General features: G+C 68.4%; 25 protein-coding genes. 14 read left to right on the forward strand and 11 right to left on the reverse strand.

The window, feature by feature from the left end; translation table 11 throughout:
* Window positions 1–73: 73 nt before the first annotated feature.
* Window positions 74–1771, reverse strand: a complete 1698-nt coding sequence (locus ACRSBM_RS40950; RefSeq protein ID WP_434452080.1) for an ATP-binding protein — start codon at window positions 1769–1771, stop codon at window positions 74–76.
* 68 nt (window positions 1772–1839) lie between these two features.
* Window positions 1840–3258, reverse strand: a complete 1419-nt coding sequence (locus ACRSBM_RS40955; RefSeq protein ID WP_434452081.1) for a M20/M25/M40 family metallo-hydrolase — start codon at window positions 3256–3258, stop codon at window positions 1840–1842.
* Between the two features lie 355 nt (window positions 3259–3613).
* On the opposite strand from ACRSBM_RS40955, the gene pdhA reads away from it, so the two are divergent.
* The 8 genes from pdhA (at window position 3614) to ACRSBM_RS40995 (ending at window position 10168) form a co-directional block, all read left to right on the forward strand.
* Window positions 3614–4810, forward strand: a complete 1197-nt coding sequence (pdhA, locus tag ACRSBM_RS40960; RefSeq protein ID WP_434452082.1) for a pyruvate dehydrogenase (acetyl-transferring) E1 component subunit alpha — start codon at window positions 3614–3616, stop codon at window positions 4808–4810.
* The gene (locus ACRSBM_RS40965; RefSeq protein WP_434452083.1) at window positions 4810–5835 is read left to right on the forward strand and encodes an alpha-ketoacid dehydrogenase subunit beta; all 1026 of its coding nucleotides are present in this window, start codon (window positions 4810–4812) and stop codon (window positions 5833–5835) included. Before pdhA ends, ACRSBM_RS40965 begins: the two co-directional genes overlap by 1 nt.
* Window positions 5836–5849: 14 nt before the next feature.
* Entirely contained in the window at window positions 5850–7247 is a 1398-nt protein-coding gene (locus ACRSBM_RS40970) for a dihydrolipoamide acetyltransferase family protein (RefSeq protein WP_434452084.1), read from the forward strand.
* Window positions 7248–7362: 115 nt separating this feature from the next.
* Entirely contained in the window at window positions 7363–8283 is a 921-nt protein-coding gene (locus ACRSBM_RS40975) for a MerR family transcriptional regulator (protein ID WP_434452085.1), read from the forward strand.
* 68 nt (window positions 8284–8351) lie between these two features.
* Entirely contained in the window at window positions 8352–8678 is a 327-nt protein-coding gene (locus tag ACRSBM_RS40980; RefSeq protein ID WP_434452086.1) for a hypothetical protein, read from the forward strand.
* Window positions 8679–8895: 217 nt separating this feature from the next.
* On the forward strand, window positions 8896–9039 hold the full coding sequence (locus ACRSBM_RS40985) for a hypothetical protein (RefSeq protein ID WP_434452087.1): 144 nt from the start codon (window positions 8896–8898) through the stop codon (window positions 9037–9039).
* On the forward strand, window positions 9039–9455 hold the full coding sequence (locus tag ACRSBM_RS40990; RefSeq protein ID WP_434452088.1) for a hypothetical protein: 417 nt from the start codon (window positions 9039–9041) through the stop codon (window positions 9453–9455). The genes ACRSBM_RS40985 and ACRSBM_RS40990 overlap by 1 nt, the downstream gene beginning before the upstream one ends.
* Window positions 9455–10168, forward strand: coding sequence for an NUDIX hydrolase (locus ACRSBM_RS40995; RefSeq protein ID WP_434452089.1), 714 nt, complete (start codon window positions 9455–9457; stop codon window positions 10166–10168). Before ACRSBM_RS40990 ends, ACRSBM_RS40995 begins: the two co-directional genes overlap by 1 nt.
* Here ACRSBM_RS40995 and ACRSBM_RS41000 read toward each other — a convergent pair.
* On the reverse strand, window positions 10161–11375 hold the full coding sequence (locus ACRSBM_RS41000; protein WP_434452090.1) for an acyl-CoA dehydrogenase family protein: 1215 nt from the start codon (window positions 11373–11375) through the stop codon (window positions 10161–10163). The genes ACRSBM_RS40995 and ACRSBM_RS41000 overlap by 8 nt on opposite strands.
* An 11-nt stretch (window positions 11376–11386) precedes the next feature.
* Window positions 11387–12016 carry an SCP2 sterol-binding domain-containing protein gene (locus ACRSBM_RS41005; protein ID WP_434452091.1) on the reverse strand — a complete coding sequence of 210 codons (630 nt, stop codon included), beginning with the start codon at window positions 12014–12016 and terminating at the stop codon, window positions 11387–11389.
* Between the two features lie 101 nt (window positions 12017–12117).
* On the opposite strand from ACRSBM_RS41005, the gene ACRSBM_RS41010 reads away from it, so the two are divergent.
* On the forward strand, window positions 12118–12753 hold the full coding sequence (locus tag ACRSBM_RS41010) for a TetR/AcrR family transcriptional regulator (RefSeq protein WP_434452092.1): 636 nt from the start codon (window positions 12118–12120) through the stop codon (window positions 12751–12753).
* Here ACRSBM_RS41010 and ACRSBM_RS41015 read toward each other — a convergent pair.
* Together ACRSBM_RS41015 and ACRSBM_RS41020 are read right to left on the reverse strand one after the other, a co-directional pair.
* On the reverse strand, window positions 12742–13515 hold the full coding sequence (locus tag ACRSBM_RS41015; RefSeq protein WP_434452093.1) for a MaoC family dehydratase: 774 nt from the start codon (window positions 13513–13515) through the stop codon (window positions 12742–12744). The two genes, ACRSBM_RS41010 and ACRSBM_RS41015, sit on opposite strands and share 12 nt — an antisense overlap.
* Window positions 13515–14750: a 3-oxoacyl-ACP reductase gene (locus ACRSBM_RS41020; RefSeq protein ID WP_434452094.1), complete on the reverse strand. Its 1236-nt coding sequence runs from the start codon at window positions 14748–14750 to the stop codon at window positions 13515–13517. Before ACRSBM_RS41020 ends, ACRSBM_RS41015 begins: the two co-directional genes overlap by 1 nt.
* A gap of 53 nt (window positions 14751–14803) precedes the next feature.
* On the opposite strand from ACRSBM_RS41020, the gene ACRSBM_RS41025 reads away from it, so the two are divergent.
* Both ACRSBM_RS41025 and ACRSBM_RS41030 read left to right on the forward strand, forming a co-directional pair.
* Complete coding sequence (locus tag ACRSBM_RS41025; RefSeq protein WP_434452095.1) at window positions 14804–16009, forward strand: acetyl-CoA C-acetyltransferase; 1206 nt, start codon at window positions 14804–14806, stop codon at window positions 16007–16009.
* Between the two features lie 82 nt (window positions 16010–16091).
* Window positions 16092–16352 (forward strand): hypothetical protein, encoded by a 261-nt coding sequence (locus tag ACRSBM_RS41030; RefSeq protein ID WP_434452096.1) that lies wholly within the window; start codon window positions 16092–16094, stop codon window positions 16350–16352.
* A 15-nt stretch (window positions 16353–16367) separates the two neighbouring features.
* Here ACRSBM_RS41030 and ACRSBM_RS41035 read toward each other — a convergent pair whose 3' ends face one another.
* The 5 genes from ACRSBM_RS41035 to ACRSBM_RS41055 all read right to left on the reverse strand — a co-directional run bounded on the left by ACRSBM_RS41035 (window position 16368) and on the right by ACRSBM_RS41055 (window position 19489).
* A complete protein-coding gene (locus tag ACRSBM_RS41035; RefSeq protein WP_434452097.1) occupies window positions 16368–16958 on the reverse strand; it encodes a hypothetical protein in 591 nt (196 codons plus the stop codon).
* A complete protein-coding gene (locus ACRSBM_RS41040) occupies window positions 16955–17683 on the reverse strand; it encodes a hypothetical protein (RefSeq protein WP_434452098.1) in 729 nt (242 codons plus the stop codon). The genes ACRSBM_RS41035 and ACRSBM_RS41040 overlap by 4 nt, the downstream gene beginning before the upstream one ends.
* 18 nt (window positions 17684–17701) lie before the next feature.
* Window positions 17702–18040: a hypothetical protein gene (locus ACRSBM_RS41045; RefSeq protein WP_434452099.1), complete on the reverse strand. Its 339-nt coding sequence runs from the start codon at window positions 18038–18040 to the stop codon at window positions 17702–17704.
* Window positions 18033–18737, reverse strand: coding sequence for a hypothetical protein (locus ACRSBM_RS41050; protein ID WP_434452100.1), 705 nt, complete (start codon window positions 18735–18737; stop codon window positions 18033–18035). Before ACRSBM_RS41050 ends, ACRSBM_RS41045 begins: the two co-directional genes overlap by 8 nt.
* 137 nt (window positions 18738–18874) lie before the next feature.
* Complete coding sequence (locus tag ACRSBM_RS41055) at window positions 18875–19489, reverse strand: SIMPL domain-containing protein (RefSeq protein ID WP_434452101.1); 615 nt, start codon at window positions 19487–19489, stop codon at window positions 18875–18877.
* 154 nt (window positions 19490–19643) lie between these two features.
* Between ACRSBM_RS41055 and ACRSBM_RS41060 the strand changes: the two genes are divergently transcribed.
* From ACRSBM_RS41060 to ACRSBM_RS41070, 3 genes are all read left to right on the forward strand, one after another.
* Entirely contained in the window at window positions 19644–20837 is a 1194-nt protein-coding gene (locus tag ACRSBM_RS41060; RefSeq protein ID WP_434452102.1) for an AAA family ATPase, read from the forward strand.
* Window positions 20838–20997: 160 nt separating this feature from the next.
* Window positions 20998–21144: a hypothetical protein gene (locus ACRSBM_RS41065; protein ID WP_169746017.1), complete on the forward strand. Its 147-nt coding sequence runs from the start codon at window positions 20998–21000 to the stop codon at window positions 21142–21144.
* A gap of 231 nt (window positions 21145–21375) precedes the next feature.
* The gene (locus ACRSBM_RS41070) at window positions 21376–22227 is read left to right on the forward strand and encodes an NAD(P)-dependent oxidoreductase (protein ID WP_434452103.1); all 852 of its coding nucleotides are present in this window, start codon (window positions 21376–21378) and stop codon (window positions 22225–22227) included.
* The last annotated feature ends 12 nt before the right edge of the window (window positions 22228–22239 follow it).

The raw sequence follows: 22239 nt of genomic DNA on the forward strand, positions 1-22239 counted from the left end.
AACGGTCGGGCCCACGTCTCGGCTGAGTCGTTCCTCACTAAAGGCGGGTGGACCGAAACCGGGTGTGAACGCTCTACCGAGCGCCTGACCACAGATACCGGCGCTTGGGGCTTCTCGGTGCGCCTTCGGCGGTGACCAGGCCTTCCTCGATCAGCTTTTCCAGTCGGAGGAGCACGGTCGGTCGTGAGTACCCGGTCGCCGCGATGAGCTCCCTGGCGCTTGCCGAACCGAGTGAGCGCAGTATGTCGGCGACATCGGTCCGGGGTGAGCTGACCGTGAAGAGGTCTGGAGTCTCAGCTGATGCACCGAGCGAGTAGGTGGCATACCGGCGTCCGCCCGTGCGTACGGCGAGTCCTTTGTTCGCCAGGTCGCGCAACACGGCCGTCGCGTCAGCTTGGCTTGCGCCGAACTGCCGCAGAGCGGCGTTGCTGATCGGGCGGCCGTGGTACATCGTCGCGAGGGCGAGTTCGTGTAGTTGGGTGAGTCCAGGCTCGTGCAGTCGTGCGAGCCACTGGCGGGTAGTGGGGTCGAGCAGTTCTGACCTGCTGAACTCAACCTCGAACCGGTTTGCGAAGTTGCGAAAAATCGGCCGCGCCAAACCGGACCGCTGCAGTTCTTTGATCATCGAGGGAACACCGGAGGCTCTGTTCTCGGCGACGAGCCGGTCGCTCAACGGCAGGTAGGTGTCGGACAGCAACGAAGCCAAGAAGGAGTTGCGCGACGAGCTCACTCCCTCGGTGCCGAGATCCTCCAGGACGACGGGGCCGAACAGCCCTCCCGGGCTGCGCACGAGCAGTCGGTCGGGGTGCAGCTCGATCTGGACCTGGGTGCCACGGGTCCCGCCGCTGTAGTCACGGTGCAGGAGGGCGTTGACCACAGCCTCCCGTACGGCCTCCATCGGGTAGTCGAGCTGCTCACGGCGACCGCTGGCGTCGACGTGAGTCCGGACTCTCATGTGCCTGCGCAGAACCGACATCGTTTCGGACACCAGTTCTGGAATCGGGCCTCGAATCACGGGGTTGTCGTCGAAGCGCGGCCCGTTCTCGTTCCCGCTGTACACCACGACTGACACGGTCAGTTGAGGGAAGTGCTGCTGAGGATAGGAACCGAAGGTCAACAGTCCTCCGATGGAGGGCACCAGCGTTCCGTTCTCGGCTCGCACGAGCACTCGCAGACGTTCCAGCGCTGTGACTTCGTCCATGTCGCGAAACGCTCGCGAAGTCTGCCGTACACGTTCGATCGTGCGACCGAAGGAAACGCGGTCCAGGTCGCCGATCACCGCGTCCGGCACGGCTTCCAGGTCGTAGCGGGGCTGCCCGCGGTTGGCGATCGCCAGGCCGATCTCCGCTTGGGTCATCCTGCGATCGCCGTCGCCTACCCGCACGTACGAGCCTGTTGCGATTCCTTTGGACTCCACGTAGCACGGGCGGTGGTCGGAAGGCAGCGGATCGACCTCGGCCACGACGATCGACAGGCCTTCGAACTCGACGACGTCCACCGCTATGCGCAGTGGAGGGTGCAGACAGTCGCTCGCCAGGGCAGCGAGATCGTCGCGCGACTTCGCGGGGTCAGCGAGCCGGACTGGACGAAAACCAGCGGTTTCGTCCAGTCCGAGCACGAGCATGCCGCCGTTGGTGTTGGCGAAGGCTGACAAGCTCTCGGCTGCGCTCTTCGGCAGACCTCCGGCAGCCGACTTCACCTCGACGTCGCTCATCTCCGCGCCCGTCCGGCGTAGACGTTCGATGAGGGACTGCAAGGTCGAGGCTTCCACCGCGCTCCACTCTCAACTTTAAGGCCGTGACTTGCAAGTACCTTAGAGTAGTTGAGAGTAGCGGTGAGTCAGGACTGCTTCGCGTGCGCGTCCAGCACCAGCGCGACCGCCTCGGTGACGCGAGCCGCGTGCGCAAGGTGCAGCCACTCGTCCGGGACGTGGCAGTTCGAGTCCGGCCCGATCACGCCCGTCACGACGAACTGCGCGTCCGGGTACGCCTCGTGCAGCAGCCCCATGAACGGGATCGAGCCGCCCAGCGACACGGTCCGCCACGGCGCGCCGAAGACCTCCTTGCCCGCCTCGTCCAGGACGGCGGAGAGCCATGGGGCCAGCTCAGGGGCGTTCCAGCCGTCGGCGGCCTCGACGCGGGACAGCTCCACGGTCGCGTTGTAGGGCACGTCGGTCGTGAGCTTCTCGCGCACCGCCTCCAGGGCGGCCGACGAGGAAGCCGTCGGCGGCAGGCGGAACGACAGCACCAGCGAGGTGAACGGGCGCAGCACGTTGCCCGCGTCGTCCGGCAGCGGCAGGCCCTCGGCGCCGGTGACCGACAGGGTCGGCCGCCAGCCGGAGTTGAGGGCCAGCTCCACCTCGTCGGACGACATCGGCTGCAGGTCGCCGACGCGCGGCACCGGGTCCCACAGCGCGCCCGGCGCGGCCTCGACGGCCTCGCGGACCTCGGCGAGCCGCCCGGCCGGGATCTCGACGTGCATCTCCGGCACGAGGATCTCGCCGGTCGCGGAGTCCTCGATCCGGTCGAGCAGGGTCCGGGCGATCCGGAACGACGACGGCACGATGCCGGACGCCATGCCGGAGTGCAGACCGCCGTCGAGCACCCGTACGGTGGCGGTGACCTGCACCAGGCCGCGCAGCGAGGTCGTCAGCCACATGCGGTCGTAGTCGGAGCCACCCGAGTCCAGGCAGACCACCAGAGACACCTGGCCCAGCCGTGAAGACAGGTGCTCCAGGTACGCGGGCAGGTCGGGCGAACCCGACTCCTCGCCGGTCTCCAGCAGCACGACGCAACGGGCGTGCGAACCGCCGGCGGCGCGCACGGCCTCGATGGCGGCGATCGCGGCATATCCGGAGTAACCGTCATCGGCCGCGCCACGGCCGTAGAGACGTCCGTCACGCAGGACCGGGGTCCACGGACCCAGTCCTTCGCCCCAGCCACCTACCGGCGGCTGCTTGTCGAGGTGTCCGTAGAGCAACACGGTGTCGTCGGACGAGTTACCGGACGCGGGCACGTCGACCATCAGAAGTGGCGTACGTCCCGCCAGTTGGACGACTTCCAGCACTGCTCCGGGAAGCGCGCGTGACTCGATCCAGAGGCGCACGTGGTCGATCGCGGCGGCCAGTTCGCCGTGTTCTTCCCAGGCCGGGTCGAACGCGGGCGAGATCGCCGGCACGGCGACGAGCTGAGACAGGCTCGGGACGATGTCGTCGTCCCAGAGCGTCCTGACGGTGCTGGTCACAACTGAGCGGTCCACCTCTCGATCCTGTCACGACTCGGCCTCCGCTCGCGTCCGTAGCCTCTAGTCACAGGCCGCCAGCTAAGTTAACGATCGGTAACCGGGACAACGGTGTCCGTTAATCGGACGGCCTAGTCGGAGGTAAAAATGTCGAACCTCCGACAGTTGTCGCTGATCAGAACGTTGACTCGTGTGTTACGAAGTGGGACGGGTCTCACCAACTCGGGTGAGGCCGTGTCAGGATGTGGTCGTAAGCCACCGTCACCGTCGACGGCTGCCTCCCGGCCCCACAGGGTTGGCGGCGACCGCCGGCGTCGCCGCACGAGATCGTCACGAGCGATCAGGCGGTCGGAGAAGACAGAGGAGAAGGCGCATGTCGTCCCCTGAGCAATGGACGCACCCTGAGCCGGACGCAGCGCCGGCCGCCACTGCCGCGAAACCGACAGCGGAACAGGTGATCGCAGGCTTGCGAGCGACCGACGAGGGCGGCGCCGACCTGGTGCAGCTCCTCACCCCCGAGGGTGAGCGGGTCACGCACCCCGACTTCGACATCGACATCACGCCGGAGGAGCTGCGCGGTCTGTACCGCGACATGGTCCTGATCCGCCGGGTCGACCGCGAGGCGAACGCGCTGCAGCGCAAGGGCCAGCTCGGCATCTGGGTGCCGCTGCTCGGCCAGGAGGCCGCGCAGATCGGGGCCGGCCGCGCGATGCGCCAGACGGACATGGCGTTCCCGAGCTACCGCGAGCACGGCATCGCGTGGACGCGCGGGATCGACCCGCGCGAGCTGCTCGGCATCTTCCGCGGCACCGACCAGGGCACGTGGGACCCGGTCGAGAAGCGCTTCCACCCGTACACGATCGTCATCGGCAACCAGGTCCTCAACGCGGCCGGGTACGCGATGGGCCAGAAGTTCGACGGCAAGGTCGGCGACGACGAGGGAGAAGCCACCATGTGCTTCTTCGGTGACGGCGCGACCAGCCAGGGTGACGTGCACGAGGGCTTCGTCTGGGCCGCGGTCTACGACGCGCCGCTGGTCTTCTTCTGCCAGAACAACCAGTGGGCCATCTCCGAGCCCACCGAGCGCCAGTCCCGCCTGCCGCTGTACCAGCGCGCCCGCGGCTACGGCTTCCCCGGCATCCGGGTCGACGGCAACGACGTCCTCGCGACGCTCGCCGTGACGAGGTGGGCGCTCGACGAGTGCCGCCACGGCAACGGCCCGATCCTGATCGAGGCGTTCACCTACCGGATGGACGCGCACACCACCTCCGACGACCCGACGCGCTACCGGCTGTCGGACGAGCTCGAGATGTGGAAGCTCAAGGACCCGATCGAGCGGGTCAAGGTCTACCTGGTCCGCCAGCAGTGGGCCGACAGCGAGTTCTTCGAGAGCGTCGAGGCGGATGCCGACAAGCTCGGTGAGGAGCTGCGGGAGTTCTGCACGAACATGCCCGACCCGCCCGCTGAACGGATCTTCAGCAACGTCTACGCCGAGGGCAACCCCAACCTCGAAGCGCAGCGCGACGAATTCCTCGACTACGTCTCGGGTTTTGCTGGAGGTGAGCACTGATGGCTGCTCCGACCATGGACCGTTCCACGGCTGCCGCCCCGGCCTCGCCGGTGCAGACGCTCACGATCTCCAAGGCGCTCAACATGGGTCTGCGGGCGGCCATGGAGGCCAACCCCAAGGTCATCATGATGGGCGAGGACATCGGCAAGCTCGGCGGCGTCTTCCGAATTACCGACGGCCTGCAGAAGGACTTCGGTGAGCAGCGCGTGCTCGACACGCCGCTCGCGGAGTCCGGCATCATCGGCACCGCCGTCGGCCTCGCGATCCGCGGCTACCGCCCGGTGTGCGAGATCCAGTTCGACGGCTTCATCTTCCCCGGCTTCGACCAGATCGTGTCGCAGGTCGCGAAGCTGCACTACCGCACGCAGGGCAAGATCAAGATGCCCATCGTGATCCGTGTGCCGTTCGGTGGCGGCATCGGTGCCGTCGAGCACCACTCGGAGTCGCCCGAGTCGTACTTCGCGCACACCGCCGGCCTCAAGGTCGTCTCGTGCTCGAACCCGGCCGACGCGTACTGGATGATCCAGCAGGCGATCGACTGCGACGACCCGGTGCTGTTCTTCGAGCCCAAGCGCCGCTACTACGAGAAGGGCGAGGTCGACACCACGACCACGCCCGGCGCGCTGTTCGAGTCGCGGGTCCTGCGTCCGGGCACGGACGCGACGCTGGTCGCCTACGGCCCGATGGTCCGCACGTCGCTGGACGCCGCCAACGCGGCCGCCGAGGACGGCACCTCCCTGGAGGTCATCGACCTGCGCACGTTGTCGCCGCTCGACCTGGCGCCCGTGTTCGAGTCGGTGCGCCGCACCGGCCGGCTGGTCGTCGTGTCCGAGGCGCCGTCCGAGTCCTCGATCGCAAGCGAGATTGCGGCCAAGGTCCAGCAGGAGTGCTTCTACTCCTTGCAGGCACCGGTGCTGCGGGTGACCGGTTTCGACACCCCGTACCCGCCGTCGAAGCTCGAGGAGGAGTTCCTCCCCGACCTCGACCGGGTGCTGCACGCCGTCGACCGCTCTCTCGCCTGGTAAGGGGACAACCGGAAATGCCGCAGTACAAGCAATTCCCCCTGCCCGACACGGCAGAGGGGCTGACCGAGGCCGAGATCCTCACCTGGCACGTGAAGCCGGGTGACACGGTCACGGTCAACCAGATCATCGTCGAGATCGAGACGGCCAAGGCCGCCGTCGAGCTGCCGTGCCCGTGGGCCGGTGTCGTGACGGAGCTGCTGGCCGAACCCGGCCAGACCGTCGAGGTCGGCGTCCCGATCATCACGATCGACACCGACCCCGGTGGCGCGGCCGCACCCGCCGCACCCGCTCCGGCCGCTGCCGCGGCCGAGGCGAACGGCGCCTCGTCCGGCAAGATCGGCGAGGAGATGCCGGGCGGGCGCATCGCGACGCTCGTCGGCTACGGCCCGAAGTCCGGTGCGGCCAAGCGCCGTGCCCGCAAGGACGCACCGGCCGTGGCCAACGCCGCCGCGGCCTCGATCACGCCGGCCGCGCCGGTCGTGACCGCTCCCGCGCCGGTCGCCGCACCCGTCGCCGCTCCGGCTCCGGTCCAGGCTCCCGGTGGTTACGTGCCGCTGGCCAAGCCGCCGGTGCGCAAGCTGGCGAAGGACCTCGGCGTCGACCTGCACGCGCTCACGGGCTCCGGCCCCGGCGGCGTGATCACGCGGGAGGACGTCGAAAGCGCCCGTTCCGCACCGGCCGAGGTTCCCGCTCAGTCCTTTGTGGACAACGGCACGCGCGAACGCCGGGTGCCCATCAAGGGCGTCCGCAAGGCGACCGCGCAGGCGATGGTGGACAGCGCGTTCACCGCACCGCACGTCACCGAGTTCCTGACGGTCGACGTGACCCCGATGATGGAACTGCGCGCACGCCTGAAGAACGCGCCGGAGTTCCGCGGCGTGAAGCTGACGCCCCTGGCGTTCTGCGCCAAGGCAGTCATCCTCGCCGCGCGCCGCACACCGGACGTCAACGCGACGTGGGACAGCGCCGCGAACGAGATCGTCTACAAGGACTACGTCCACCTGGGCATCGCGGCGGCGACTCCGCGCGGCCTGGTGGTCCCGAAGGTCCGCGACGCCGACCGGATGTCGTTGAAGGAACTGGCGATCGCGCTCGACGAGCTCGCCACCGTCGCCCGTGACGGCAAGACGTCGCCGGCCGACATGATGAACGGCACCATCACGATCACCAACGTCGGCGTCTTCGGCGTCGACACCGGCACGCCGATCCTCAACCCCGGCGAGTCCGCGATCCTCGCCCTGGGCGCGATCCGCGACATGCCGTGGGTGGTCGACGGCGAGATCAAGATCCGCAAGATCTGCCAGCTCGCGCTCTCGTTCGACCACCGCGTGGTCGACGGTCAGCAGGGTTCGCAGTTCCTCGCGGACGTGGGCGCGCTGCTGGCCGAGCCTGGCATCGCGATGACCTACTGAGGTTCCATCCCGAGAAGGCTCTCGCACTCCGGTGCGGGGGCCTTTTCGCTGTTCAGCCACCCGTTCGGTTATTCAGGTTGACCCTCCAGCGACTGGAGGGTTCACAGTAGTTCCCGTGACGCGCTACCAGATCGGCGAGCTGGCCAGGATGACCGGACTCACCGTCCGCACCATCAGGTTCTACTCCGACTCGGGCCTCATCCCGCCCGCGGACAGAACCTCCGGCGGCTACCGGACCTACGACGCGGACGCGGTGGCGAGGCTGAAGCTGGTCCGCACGCTCAGAGACCTGGGCGTGGACCTGCCGACCGCCGGCCGCGTTCTGGCCCGTGAGGTGTCGGTGACCGACGTGGCGCGTGCACATGCGGAAGCGATCGACGCGCAGATGAAGACGTTGCGGCTGCGCCGCGCCGTCTTGCGCGCCGTCGCCAAGGGAGGGGAGATGGAACTGATGAACGAGTTGGCACGCATGTCGGACGAGGAGCGCCAGCGGATCCTCGACGACTTCTTCGAGGAGGTGTTCGGGCCCTACGAGCTGGATCCGCAGTTCGAGCAGCACATGCGATCCGTGCGGATCGAGCTGCCGGACGACCCGACGACCGAGCAGCTGGAGGCGTGGGTCGAGCTCGCGAAGCTCGTGCAGGACCCGGACTTCCGCGCGACGGTCAAGCGGATGTCCCAGCAGCACGAGGAACGCCGCCGTGACGGCGCGGACATGGGACCGCCGCCCGGAAACCAGATGGAGGCGTTCAACTTCGCGATCGACCAGGCCCGCGCGGCACTCGACGCCGGCATCGCGCCGGACTCGGACGCCGCGCGCGAGGTCGTGGACCGCGTGAACGCCAAGTGGGCGGAGACGCTGGACCTGCCGAACGACGAACGCCTCGTCGAGCGGCTGCGCGAGCTCGCGGACTTCGCGGACCCGCGTGCCGAGCGGTACTGGGTGCTGATCGCGAAGGTCAACGGCTGGCCCGCCATGCCGGACCACTCGCGTGAGCGGGCCTGGCTGCGCGAAGCCGGCCAGCCGTTCGGCTAGACCTCCGAGATCCCGCGGGAACCGGCTGGGCGCCCAGCTCGTTCCTGTGGCAACGAAGGGGGAACTTCATGTCCGTACTTTTCGAGCTCCTCGGGGGCGCGCTCGCGGAGGCCTTCGGTCCGTCCGGCGACGACCACTCGCGCGGGGACGGCGACGTCTTCCTGGACGGCGAGTGGCACGAGGGCGAGCTGTTCTTCGGTCCCACCAAAATCATCTGGGACGAGCGGATCGTCTTCAGCGACGACGAGGGCAGGGTCGAGCAGATCGTCGACCAGGACCCGCCGCACCCGAACTTCGTGGTGCTGCACTTCCGCCGCCCCAAGGACGTCGTACTGCTCGCCGTGCACCGCCGGGAGCTTCAACGCGTCGGCGCGGTCCTGCAGCTGCCGCTCTAGCGGGGGCTCCCCGACCGGCAAAGAATAGGCTTACAAAAGCCAGGGAAGCCTTACCTGAATTGGTGCGGGTTTAGTTCATCGTGAATAGTTCGCTGTTCGCCTCCGCTTGTCAACCGTGCGACTCTGTAGGCACGGAGTTGAATTCGGGAGGTGTTCAACGGTGGTCAGCCCGACAAAGCGGCGCGGCGGGTGGAAGGAAGCTTATGCTGTCCTAATCGTGTTGCTCGTGTTCGGACTCGCGGCATTGCTGGTCGCGTTCGGGCACGACCTGGGCGTCGTGACGGCGGCCGTCACCACGACCTCGGTGGCCGCCGCCGAGCTCGTCCGGCGGCTGCGGCGCGGTTCGGACGGTGGTCGGTGATGGGCTTCTCCGCTGCCGTGATCGGCAGCTTCCGGAGGCACTACGCCGAGGTCGTGGCCGTGGTGCGGGAGCTGGAGGAGGCGGGTTTCGAGGTCCGCTCGCCGGTCGTCTCCCGCATCATCAACCCCGGCGCGGCCTACGTGCGGTTCGAGACGGACCTGCCGCAGCTGTCCAACCTCGACATCCAGGCCGCCACGCTCGCCAAGATCCTCGATTCCGACGTCGTCTACCTGGTCGCGCCCGGCGGATATGTCGGGCGCACCACCTGTTATGAACTCGGCTGCGTGCAGGAAAGAGGAATTCCGGTCTATTTCTCCGAGGTGCCGGAGGACCTTCCCATCGCGATTCCGCTGGAAAACGTGTGCGCGCCCGGTGAATTGATGAGAAGAGTACAGACACGCGAGGTCGGTGCTTGATGTCCACGTCGTCCCGTCATTCCGTTCGCGCCACGGTGCTGACCCACACCGTCGACCTGGTCGTGCTGACGGTGCGCGACGACCAGCTCAAGGTGCTGCTGGTCGTCCGGGGCAACCCGCCGTTCCGCGGCCATCTGGCCCTGCCCGGCGGCTTCCTGCGCGCCGGCGAGGCGCTGGAGCACACGGCCGGGCTGGAACTGCAGGAGGAGACCGGCCTGGACGCGACGCAGCTGCCGTTGCGCCAGCTGAAGACCTACTCGGACCCGGACCGCGACCCACGCGGCCGCGTCATCACCACGGCGTTCCTCGCCGTCGCGCCGAACCTCCCGGTCCCGATCAGCGGCGGAGACGCCCACCGCGCCGACTGGGTAGAGGTGGAGGACACCCTCTTCGACCGCCTGGCCTTCGACCACGGCACGATCCTGCGCGACGCGATCGAGGCCGTGCGCCGAGAACTGGAGTGCACGAACCTCGCGACCGCGTTTCTGTCGCCCTCGTTCACGCTGCCCGAACTGCGCCGCGTTTTCGAGATCGTGTGGGGCGTCTCGCTCAACGCCACCAACTTCCGCCGCAAAATCGTCGAAAACTACAAAACGGTCATCGTTCCGGTCGGCGAGACCCGGCGCACCTTCAAGGGCGGCCGCCCAGCGCTGCTCTACCGCTGGGCGGGTTCCGACGTTCTGTCGCCGCCGATGACGAGACCGCTCACCTGATCTGCATGCCCGAGATCGCGCGCGACACGACCAAACGCTGAATCTCGGAAGTTCCTTCGAAGATGGTGAAGATCTTGGAATCCCGGTGCATCCGCTCCACCGGGTGCTCCCGCGTGTACCCGGCCCCACCGAGGATGTGGATCGCCCGTTCGGTCGCCCACACCGACACCTCGGACGCCTTGAGCTTCGACATCGAGCCCTCGCCGGCGGTGAACGGCACGTTGTTGCGCCCCATCCACGCCGCGCGCCACACCAGCAGCCGCGCCGCGTCGATCTCCATCTTCATGTTCGCGAGGTCGAAGGCGATCGACTGGTTCTCGATGATCTTGCGGCCGAACGCCTCGCGGTCCTTCGCGTAGTCCAGCGAGTACTCGTAGGCGGCACGGGCGACGCCGACGGCCATGGCGCCGACGGTCGGGCGCGTGGTCTCGAACGTCGCCATCGCGGCCTGTCCGCCGGCCTTCTGGCCCTCACGGGCGCGCGCGAGCCGGGCTTCGACCCGTTCGCGGCCACCGAGGACACAGCGGCCGGGCACCCGCACGTCGTCGAGGAACACGTCGGCGGTGTGGGAGGCGCGCATGCCGTGCTTCTTGATCTTTCCGGGCGACGACAACCCAGGTGTGCCAGGGGGAATGATGAACCCGGCCTGGCCGCGCGAGCCGAGGGAAGGGTCCAGGACGGCGGTGACGACGTGCACGTTCGCGATGCCGCCGTTGGTGGCCCAGGCCTTCTGGCCGTTGATCACCCACTCGTCGGTGGCCTCGTCGTAGCGCGCGCGGGTGCGGTAGCCGGCCACGTCCGAGCCCGCCTGGGGTTCCGAGGCGCAGAAGGCGGCCAGCTTCGGCTCGCTCTCGTCGCCGAAGCACTCCGGTACCCACTCGGCGAGCTGCTCGGGCTCACCGGAGGCGAAGATGCCCGCGACGGCCAGGCCGGTGCCCATCAGCGCCAGGGCGATGCCCGCGTCGCCCCAGAACAGCTCCTCGGTCGCGATCGGCAACGACAGGCCGATCGGGTCGGCGAACCAGGTCGCGAGGGCTTCGAAGCCGTAGAGGCCGATCTTCGCCGCCTCCTGGATCACCGGCCACGGCGTCTCCTCGCGCTCGTCCCACTCCGAGGCCGCGGGCCTGATCACGTCGCGGGCGAAGCCGTGCACCCAGTCCCGCAGGTCGGTCTGGTCTTCGTTCAGCTCGAGCGAGAAGCCACCCACTGAAATGTCTCCTAAGCCTTCGGGATGTTGAACAGGCTCATGAAACCGGCCGCGAACCCGAGGTCGCCCTTCACCTTCAGCTTGCCGGTCATGAACAGCACGGGCGCGGAGGCGTTGCCGGTCGCGAGCTTCAGGAAGTCCGCGGGCGTCAGCGTCACGATGGCACGGGCCTCGCGCGTCACGCCCTTGTTGATCGTGCACTCCGCGTTCTCGATGATGGCCTCGTACACGTCTTCGAGCACGTGGAAGTGCACGACGGCGCGCGTCGCTCCCGCCCTGTCGGCGCGGAAGTGGACCTCCATGCGCCGGAACACCTCGTCGAGCACGCGCGTGCGCAGGGCCGGGTCGGCCACGACGGCCTCGATCTGGTCCTTCGAGGCGCGCGAGATGATGCGGGCGAAGTTGGCCGGGTCCATCTTCGACAGGTCGAGGTCCGCGCCGCCGTCGGCCAGTGCGCCCAGGGCGTTCAGCAGAGCGGCGAAGTCGTCTTTGCCCAGCTTCTTCGGGTCGATGCCGCGGGCGATGACGTCGATGTTCACGCCCTTGAGGGCGGGATCGTCCGGCGAGACCTGCTGCAACGTGCTGATCAGCTCGGCAGGGCTGAGCTTCGCGATCGCCTCGGTGGTGAGGTCGAGCGTCATTGACACACCTCCTGGTACCTACTCGCGAGTAAGACTACTGATGAGTAGATAGAGCGGCAAGCTGATCGGATAATCTTGTGGATCCGAACTGAGAGGTAGTGATGCGCACAGAAGGTCGAGCCAAGCGCTTGCCACGCGCGGTGCGTGAGCGGCAGATCATGGATGCTGCCGTGGACGTCTTCTCACGGCTCGGCTTCCACTCGGCCTCGATGGACGAGATCTCCGAGGTCGCGGGCATTTCGAAGCCGATGCTCTACGCCTACCTCGGGTCGAAGGAAGAGCTGTTCGCGACCTGCATCCGGCGTGAGGCCACGCGGATCATGGAGGCCATCGCGACGGGCGTCGAGCCCGACCAGGAACCGGACGTGCAGCTGTGGAGCGGCCTGCGGGCCTTCTTCGGGTTCGTGGGGGAGAACCGGGCGAGCTGGCAGGTGCTGCACCGGCAGGCGCAGACCCAGGGCGGTCCGTTCGCGGTCGAGCTCGCGGACATGCGCGGCCGGGCGGTCTCGCTGGTCGCGGCGTTGCTCACCCAGTCGACGAAGGCGCCGGCGACCAAGCTGGAGGCCGAGTCGCTGGCCGCCGCGCTGGTCGGGGCCGGTGAGTCGCTCGCGGAGTGGTGGCTCGACCACCCGGAGGAACCCGCCGGTGTCGTCGCGGCACGCCTCATGAACCTCGTCTGGATGGGCTTCGGCGACCTGGTCGACGGCAGGGTCTGGCATCCACCGTCACGTCGTTAGCTCGTGGGCTGAGCCGATCAGGTGGGGTCCCTTGCCCCACACGGCGAACTCCCAGCCGTCAGCACCCTCGGCCGCCGAGAACTCGACGCGACCGGGGATGAGCAACGGCTTCTTGAACCGCACGCCGACCGTCACGGCCCCGGGCAGCCTGCCCTCCAGCGCCGCGACGCAGCGCGCCTTCGTCCACATCCCGTGGGCGATGGCGCGCTGGAAGCCGAACAGCTTGGCGCCCAACGGGTGCAGGTGGATCGGGTTCCGGTCGCCGGACGCCGCGCCGTAGCGCCGTCCGACGTCCGCGGGCACCCGCCACACCGCCGACCCGGCCGGCCGCTCCAGCTCCTCGCCCGTGCCCGGCGCGCCGCCGGTCCGCCGCAGATAGGTCGAAACCCCTTCCCAGACACCGGAAACCGACGTCACCACGTCGACCTGGGTGCCCTGCGGGTGCGGCCGCAGATCGCGCGCGGACACCGTGATCTCCAACGGCTCGTCCAGCGTCAGCGGCCACGACTGCGTGATCCGGTTCGCGACGTGCACAAGACCGGGCAGCGGGAACGGGAAACCCTTGCCGGACATCAGCTTCATCTGCAACGGGAAGCCCAGCACGTGCGGGTACGTCAGGGGCAGCGCGTCACGCAACCCGAAGCCGCACACCGCGTTGTAGGCGCTCAGGTGATCCAGCGACACGTCGACGGAAGCCGAGACCGGTTGGGCGGCAAGGGTTTCCCCGCGCCGGAACGACGTCAGTGCGGCACGCAACAACATCAGGCCCCCAAGAGCATCTGGCCGCACACCCGCACGACGTTGCCGTTCACCCCACCGGAACCCGGCGACGCGAACCACGCCACGGTCTCCGCGACGTCGACCGGCAGCCCGCCCTGCGACAAGCTGTTCATCCGCCGCCCGACCTCGCGCGTCGCGAACGGCACCGCCGCGGTCATCTTCGTCTCGATGAAACCGGGCGCCACGGCGTTGATCGTGGCCCCGCGAGCGGCCAGGACGGGTGCGAGCGTCCGGACCATCCCGATCACGCCGGCCTTCGACGTGGCGTAGTTGGTCTGACCGACGTTGCCCGCGATGCCCGCGATCGACGACACCCCGACGATCCGCCCACCCGTGCGCAGCACGTCGCCGTGCAGCAGAGCCTCGTTGACCCGCTCCTGGCACGCGAGGTTGACCTCCAGCGCCGAGTCCCACAGCGAGGAGTCCATGCGCGCCAACGTCTTGTCGCGCGTGATGCCCGCGTTGTGCACCACGACGTCCACGCCGCCGTGCCGTTCCAGCAGGTACGAGGTCAGCTTCGCGGGATCGCCGGTGATGTCGAGCTGCAGCGCCGACCCGCCGATGGAGTTCGCGACCTTCGACAGCTCGTCACCGGCCGCGGGTACGTCGAGGCAGACCACGTGCGCCCCGTCGCGCGCCAGCGTCGAGGCGATGGCCGCACCGATGCCCCGCGAGGCGCCCGTGACCAGCGCGACCTTGCCCGCCAGCGTGCCGGTCGGCGAGTTCGCGGAAACGTGGATGACCTGGCCGGACACGTAAGCCGATCGTCCGGACAGCAGGAACCGCAGCGTCGACTCGACCCCGTCCTCCGCGCCGTCTGCCACGTAGACGAGATTGGCCGTGCCGCCGCGGCGCAGCTCCTTGCCGACCGACCGCACGAAGCCTTCGAGAGCCCGCTGCGCCACGGAGTCCGGCGACCGCCCGATCACGATCACCCGGCCGCACGGTCCGAGCTGCGTGATCGCGGGGTGGAAGAAGTCGTGCAGTTGCCGCAGATCGGCGACGGCCGAGAGCTCGGACGCGTCGAACACGAGTGCGCCGTAAGGAGCCGAGCCCGTTTCGAGCTGCTTGAGGAAGGGCAGCCTGGAAGCTCCACCGACCAGCACGGGCGTGGCCAACGCGGCATCGCGGCGGAGCGGATACGGGTTCGGCAGGCCGAGCCTGCGAACGAGCTGACGACCCAGCCCCGACGTTGCGAACTTCTGGTACCTGTCCACGTCACACAACCTACTCGCTAGTAAGTCTACCCGCTAGTAGGTAGTATGACGGCATGCGAGTAGCGATCATCGGCGGCAACCGCATCCCGTTCGCCCGCTCGAACGGCCCGTACGCCACCGCGTCGAACCAGGACATGTTCACCGCGGTGCTCGACGGCCTGGTCAGCCGCTTCGGGCTGCAGGGCGAGCGGCTCGGCGAGGTGGTCGCGGGAGCGGTGCTCAAGCACTCGCGCGACTTCAACCTCGTCCGCGAGTCGGTCCTGGGCAGCAGGCTCAGCCCCGAAACCCCCGCCTACGACCTCCAGCAGGCGTGCGGCACCGGGCTGCAGGCGATCATCGCCGTCGCCAACAAGATCGCGCTCGGCCAGATCGAGGCGGGCATCGCGGGCGGCGTCGACACCACCAGCGACGCCCCGATCGGCGTGAACGAGAACTTCCGCAAGCTCCTGCTGGAGTTCAACCGCACCCGCAAGATCAGCCTGCTGGCGAAGCTCCGCCCCAGCCACGTCGTGCCGCACCTGCCGCGCAACGGCGAACCGCGCACCGGCAGGTCCATGGGCGAGCACGCGGCCATCACCGCCGAGAGGTACGGCATCACCCGGGTGGATCAGGACGAGCTCACCGCGCGTAGCCACCAGAACCTCGCGCGGGCCTACGACGAGGGCTTCTTCGACGACCTAGTCACCCCGTACCTCGGCCTGACCCGCGACCAGAACCTCCGCCCGGACAGCAGCACCGAGAAGCTCGCGAAGCTCAAGCCGGTCTTCGGCGACACGATGACCGCCGGCAACTCGACCCCGCTCTCCGACGGCGCCTCCGCCGTCCTGCTCGCCACCGAGGAGTGGGCCCGCGAGCGCAAGCTGCCGGTACTCGCCTACCTGACGTTCGCCGAGACCGCCGCCGTCGACTACGTGCACGGCGACGAAGGCCTGCTCATGGCACCCGTGCACGCCGCACCGCGCATGCTCGCCAAGGCGGGCCTCACGCTGCAGGACTTCGACTTCTACGAAGTGCACGAGGCGTTCGCGTCCCAGGTCCTGGCCACGCTGAAGGCCTGGGAGAAGGAGCTCGGCGAGATCGACAGGTCCAAGCTGAACGTCAACGGCTCGTCCCTCGCGGCAGGCCACCCGTTCGCCGCCACCGGCGCCCGCATCGTGGCGACCCTGGCGAAGTTGTTGCACCAGAAGGGAAGTGGACGCGGGTTCGTGTCCATTTGCGCGGCCGGCGGTCAGGGAATCACGGCGATCCTGGAACGGTGACGCACTCAGGCCTGCCGAACACGACGGTTCGTCATGCACACTCACAGGACCGCGCCGCGGCGGTACTGGGGGTGGGGCGAGAGTGCGGGACCTGCAGGTCGATCCTGAGAGGGACCCGGTGCTGGCGCGTGCGCTGGTGGGAGCCCTCCGGGACGAGTGGCGGCCGGCCGCCGACGCGATGCGGTCGGCGCGGGAGTGGGAACGCCGCGCCTACATCACGCTGACGCTGGCGGCCGCGGCCGAGCGCCGGGTCGAGTGGCTGAAGAACTGGCTCAAGGCGCGTCCGGATGACCGTGACGCCGTCGCGGTGCACCACGCGATGGAGTCTCTCAACGAGAACTAGCGGCGATCGTCAGCACTACGGCTGCACGGCGGCGTAGAACTTCTTCGCGAGCTCCCGCGCGGACGCTCGACACTGCTCGCCGTCGGTGTCGCCAGTGCGTACCACCACCAGCACGGCGTTCTCGTCGAGAACCTCCAACGCGCAGTCCGGAGCCCGCCCTTCCCGCCAGCGCGCGTCCGAACCGATGTTCACGTCACCGTCCTTCTCCCACGACGCGGAGCGGTCGGTGAAGTACTTCTTCGCGTGGTCGCCACCGGACATGACGCCAGTGGCGTCGTCCGTGTTCTCCCACGAGCGGACGCTGAACACGGTCGTCTGCTCGGGTGCCCTGAACGTGCAGGTTCGCGACGACGAGTGGGAACCCGCCGACTGGTCGTCGTCCGGTTCCGCGACCGGGAGTTCCGCGCCCACCTGCTGCCGGATGTCCAGACAGCTCTTCAGCCGCTCGGTCGCGTACTTCACCGGCGCCGGGGATGGACCGCTCGGCTTCACGGGCGGCGTGGAGACCGGCGTCGGGGTCGACTGGAACGTCGGCGTCTCCGCCCGTTCGACGCTGCAGCCGGCGACGAGGGCCAGTGCCGCCACCGCAGCGGCGAACGCCCTCACCCCTTCACCGCCTGCGGCCAGCCCTGGTCGGGCAGCTTCATGTCGGTCATCATGCTCATGATGTCCCGCACCTTGCTGAGGGCTTCGACGAACCGCTTCGCGATGCCCACCAGGTTGTCGAGCGACTGCGTGACCAGGGTGCCGATCGCCCCGGCGAGGTCCTTGACCGTGAACACGATGCCGACGACCGTGGCACCTTCGAGCGCGGCGGCGACCAGTGCGCCGAGGAACTCGGTCACCATCTTCGACAGTTCGGTCATGTACTCGACGTTGTACTTGGCGATGTCCATCAGCCACTTGCTGACGCCGTCGGCCTTGGTCGAGACAGCGCTGATCGCGTCGTTCTGCGAGGTCAGCCGCTGTGAGTAGGCGGTGGCGGCCTCGCCGGACCAGCGGGCGGCCAGGAGGGTGTCGGACGGCTGGTGACTGAGTCCGTTCATCGGTTGCTGGACCTTCTCGACCCAGTTGAAGGACTGCCAGATCAGCGACACGACCGGCATGTGGTGCTCCACCGCGGTCCTGATCAGCTGGAACATCTTCTCCATGGCTTCGCGAATGGTGTCGAGAGCCGGATTGATGACGAGCATCGCCGGACCGAGTACGAAGCGCCAGTCGTTGATGTGGTCGATGCCGGCGTTGAACTTCTGGGCGCACTCGCGAGCTTTGTCTTCGAGCCCTTGGAACCCGCGCTCGAACAGGTTGGTCAACTCATCGGGACCGCTCATGGGACTGTGGTGCTCCTACTAGCCGTAGATCTTGCCGAGGTCGATCTCGTTGACGCTCTCGGTGCGGTCGTACTCGTCCGCGATCGCGCGCAACGCGCCGTCGATCTGGTTGAACTCGGTGACCGCTCCCGACACGCACTTCTCGATGAACGCGCGGAACTGCTCGTACTGGCCCGCCTCGAACGCGGCGTTGACCATCCCGGCTCCCAGGGTCGCGAGGTCGCCCACGAAGAACGCCGCAGCTGAGAGGTGTGCGTCGCGCACGGCCTGCACGACCGGCTCGGCCTTGTCGGCCTTCTCCTGCCAGAGCTTGGCCTCTTCGCGCAGATCCTGGGTGACGACCTTGTAGTCAGCCATTCCAGTCCCCCTCGTCCAGGACACGGAAATCGGTGAAGTAGTCGTCGTCCCCTTCGCCACCGCCGGTTCGCGGCCGAGCAGCCGGCGCGGCGCGTTCGCCGGGATCGATACCGAGACCCGCGCGCACGAAGAGACGTTGGACGTCGTCGGCCAGCACCGTGTCGGACGAGTTGCCCAGCGCCTGCGGGTCACCGTGCAGCGAGATCGGTCCACCGTTGCGCATCCGCATCGACAGGTAGCCGAGCGGGCTGCGGATCTCCGTGACGTCGGTCTGCGGTGGTGCCTGCTCCCGGCGGCGGATCGCGTCGTACTCGGCGTCGATGGCGTTGAGCCGGGACCTCGTGCCCGCCATCCATTCAACGAGCGGCACGTCAGCGGGATCAGTCTGCGGCACCGGGGATGCGGATCGGCTCTGTGGATCCGGACCACGGTGCGCGAACTCCACGGCGATCGCACGTTGAACCGCGGTCACGTACGTGTTGTAGACGGTGGCTGGAAAAGCCTCCGGGCGCAGTTGGTCGATCCAATGTGGGCGAATGCGCACGTTCGTCACCATCTGGTTCTTGTCCACCACGATGCTGACGATCCCCGCGGGATCGCGGGCCTCATAGGAGTCGGCGGCCTGCAGAGCGACGCCCCCGGGATGGGTGAGCTCGGCCAGGCGAGCTCTGATCTGCGGGTTGTCCGGAACGTTCAACCTCGCCAGCTCTATGTGCTCAAGAGGCACAACGCATTCCCCCGAGTTCCGTAGCGATCATGCGTACGGACCGACCATAGCGACGCGCCGAGGGCAACGCTGGCTGTTTGCGTAATCAGACGGTTTCGTTCAGTGATCTAGTCGAGCAGCGACCACGCGGCCGTGCACGACGCCGACACGGTGATCTGCTGCGCCTTGAGGTTCAGCTGGTCCACCATCCCCGCCGGTCCGGCCATCTCGAACGACGCGGCGCCGCTCATCATCCGCGGCGAGTAGTGCGCGCCGCCCTCGGTGTCGCCGATCCGCAGCAACGGCCCGAGCCGCCGCCCCAGCGCCGTCGCGTAGCCCTCGGCGCGGCGCAGTGCGTCCGCCACGGCTTCCCGTTGCGCCTCGCGGATGGCCTCGGTGTCGTCGACGAGCGTCCACGACGGGCCGTTGATCCAGGACGGCTCGGCCTGCACGAGCTCGGCCAGCAGCGCGTCGAGGCGGTCCAGGTTCTTCACCCGGATCACGTACTGCTGCGACGCGCGGCTGCCGACGCGCTGGTTGTTGTCCCAGTTGTCGTGCGCGGACAGCTGCCGCGACCGCACCTCGAACTCCTCGAGCAGCGGCTCGACGGCGGAGATGCGCTGGTTGAGCATGCTCACCGCCTCGGAGCGCTCGGCGCCGAGCGCCTCGAACGTCACGTCCACCTGGGCGCGGTCGGCGGTTCGCTCGACCTCGCCGGTCCCCTTCGTCACGACTTCAGCCACGTGAGCCAGCCAACCGGCATGGGGGTTCATCCGCAACTATTAGTCTCTATTGCTCAATCACTAGAAAAACATATACACGCGCATCCGGCCGCACTTCGAGCTTCGTCTGCGCGTCTCTAAGGCCAGCGCTAGAAACGCGGATACGGTGCGAGCCATGGACCCGGTGCGCAACCCGTTCGCTCCCGGTGCAGGCCAGCGGCCTCCTGAGCTCGCCGGCCGGGACAAAGAGGTCGGCGCGTTCGAGGTGGTGCTCGAACGTGTGGCCCGCGGCCGTCCCGAACGCAGCCTCGTGCTGACGGGGCTGCGGGGCGTCGGCAAGACCGTGCTGCTCGGGGAGCTGCGGTCGATGGCCGTCAAACGCGGCTGGGGCGCGGGCAAGATCGAGGCGAGGCCCGACGCCGACCTGCGCAGGCCCCTGTCGGCCGCGCTGCACCGGGCGGTCAGGGACATCGCGGTCCGGCACCGCGCGCCGGACCGGGTCGAGGCGATCCTCGGCGTGCTCAAGGCGTTCGCGCTCAGGGCCGCTCCGGACGGCGCCAGGCTGCGCGACCGCTGGCAGCCCGGCATCGACGTCCCGGCGGCGAGCGGGCGCGCCGACTCCGGTGACATCGAGATCGACCTGGTCGAGCTGTTCACCGACGTCGCCGAGCTCGCGCAGGACGTCGGCACGGGCGTCGCGCTGCTCATCGACGAGATGCAGGACCTCAGGCCGGACGACATCAGCGCGTTGTGCGCGGCGTGCCACGAGTTGTCCCAGCTCGGTGCGCCCCTCGTGGTCGTCGGCGCGGGCCTGCCGCACCTCCCCGCGGTGCTGTCCGCGAGCAAGTCCTACTCGGAACGCCTCTTCCGCTACGTCCGCATCGACCGCCTCAGCCGCGAGGACGCCGACCGCGCCGTGCTCGCCCCGGTCGAACGCGAGGACGCGGGCATCACCGACGAGGCGATGGACGCCCTGTTCGACGCGTCCGGCGGCTATCCGTACTTCATCCAGGCCTACGGCAAGGCCGCCTGGGACGCCGCGCCGGCCGATCCGATCACCGCCATGGACGTCTCCGTGGCCGCCCCGGAGGCCGACGCCGAGCTGGCGGTGGGCTTCTTCGGCTCCCGATACGAGCGTGCAACGCCCGCCGAACGCGAGTATCTCCGGTCGATGGCCGAGTTGACCGACGGAAAGGATGCGGGCGTCAACACCGCCCAGGTGGCCGACCACCTCGGTCGCAAGCCCTCCTCGCTGTCGCCCGCGCGGGACTCGCTCATCAAGAAAGGCCTGGTCTACAGCGCGGAACGGGGTCAGATCGCCTTCACCGTGCCGCACTTCGGGCGGTTCCTGCTCGGCCGCGAGGAGTGACCTGGGCAACCCTGTCGTTGTCCGGCTGTTCACGTTGTCAGCCGATGATTCATCGGCGTGTGCGCCACCTCACCGGATAATCGCGTGCGTTCACGCTTGGGAAGGTGCATACTTAAGTCACCAGCCAAACAAGACCTCGAAGAGGGAAGTGCAGACCGAGATGAACTTCGCAGCGAAGCTCCGCGCCCGTCGTGCCGAGGCGCGCAACCGGAAGGCCGTGGCTCGCGCGATCGACATGGCGACCACCCCGTCCATGCGTCACGAGCTGATGGCCATCGCCCAGGCTCAGGTCACCACCCTGCGCTGACTATCGACCCGGCACTCGCTCGACGGCGCCCCGCCGCGAGTGCCTCCCCAAACGGGAACCCCTGGAGCACCTCCCGCGCTCCAGGGGTTTTCACTCTGTTAAACGTGATCCACGCCACAGTATGATGGCGTTGTAACAGCGCGCATCGGTCCACCGATGTCACTGTTGACCTCGCGGTGCTGTCGGACCCCCGACCTGGCAGCACCGCGAGGTTTCTTGTTTGCTGGGGACATGAAGATCGCCGTGCTCGGCACCGGCCTCATGGGTGCCCCCATCGCAGCCAACCTCGCCGCCGCCGGACATGACGTCCGGGTCTGGAACCGTACGCGCGCCAAAGCCGAGCCGCTCGCCGATAAGGGCGCCACCGTCGCCGGCACGCCCGCCGAGGCCGTCGAGGGTGCGGAGATCGTGCTGACGGTGCTCAACGACGGCCCCACGGTCACCGCGACCATGCAGGACGCCGCGCCTTCGCTGCCACACGACGCGGTCTGGATCCAGGCGTCCACGGTCGGCGTCGCGGCCACCGAGGACCACATCGACCTGGCCCGCTCGCTCGGCCTGGAGTTCGTCGACGCGCCCGTGCTCGGCAGCACCAAGCCCGCGGCCGAGGGCAAGCTCGTCGTGCTCGCCTCCGGCGCCGAGGAACTGCGCGAGCGCGTCCAGCCGGTGTTCGACGTGATCGGCGCCCGCACGATGTGGGTGGGCGAGGCCGGGGCGTCCACGAAGCTGAAGCTCGTCGCGAACAGCTGGGTGCTCGCGCTGACCGCGGCCGTCGGTGAGGCCGTGTCGCTCGCGGAGGCGTCCGGGCTCGACCCGAAGCTGTTCCTGGAGGCCGTGTCCGGCGGTGCGATGGACTGCGCGTACCTGCAGACGAAGGGCAACGCGATCATCGAACGGTCGTTCCCGCCCGCCTTCACCGTGCAGAACGCGCTGAAGGACGCGTTGCTCGTCAACGAGGCGGCGGTCCGCGCGAACGTGCACCTCGACGTGGCGCAGGCGTCGAGCGCGCGGCTGAACCGCGCCGTCACCAAGGGACACGGCGCCGAGGACATGGCCGCGTCCTACTACGCCAGCTACCAATGAGCACCGGCTACC

Origin of the sequence: Lentzea xerophila, from assembly GCF_051094245.1 — a bacterium.
GTDB lineage: Bacteria > Actinomycetota > Actinomycetes > Mycobacteriales > Pseudonocardiaceae > Lentzea > Lentzea xerophila.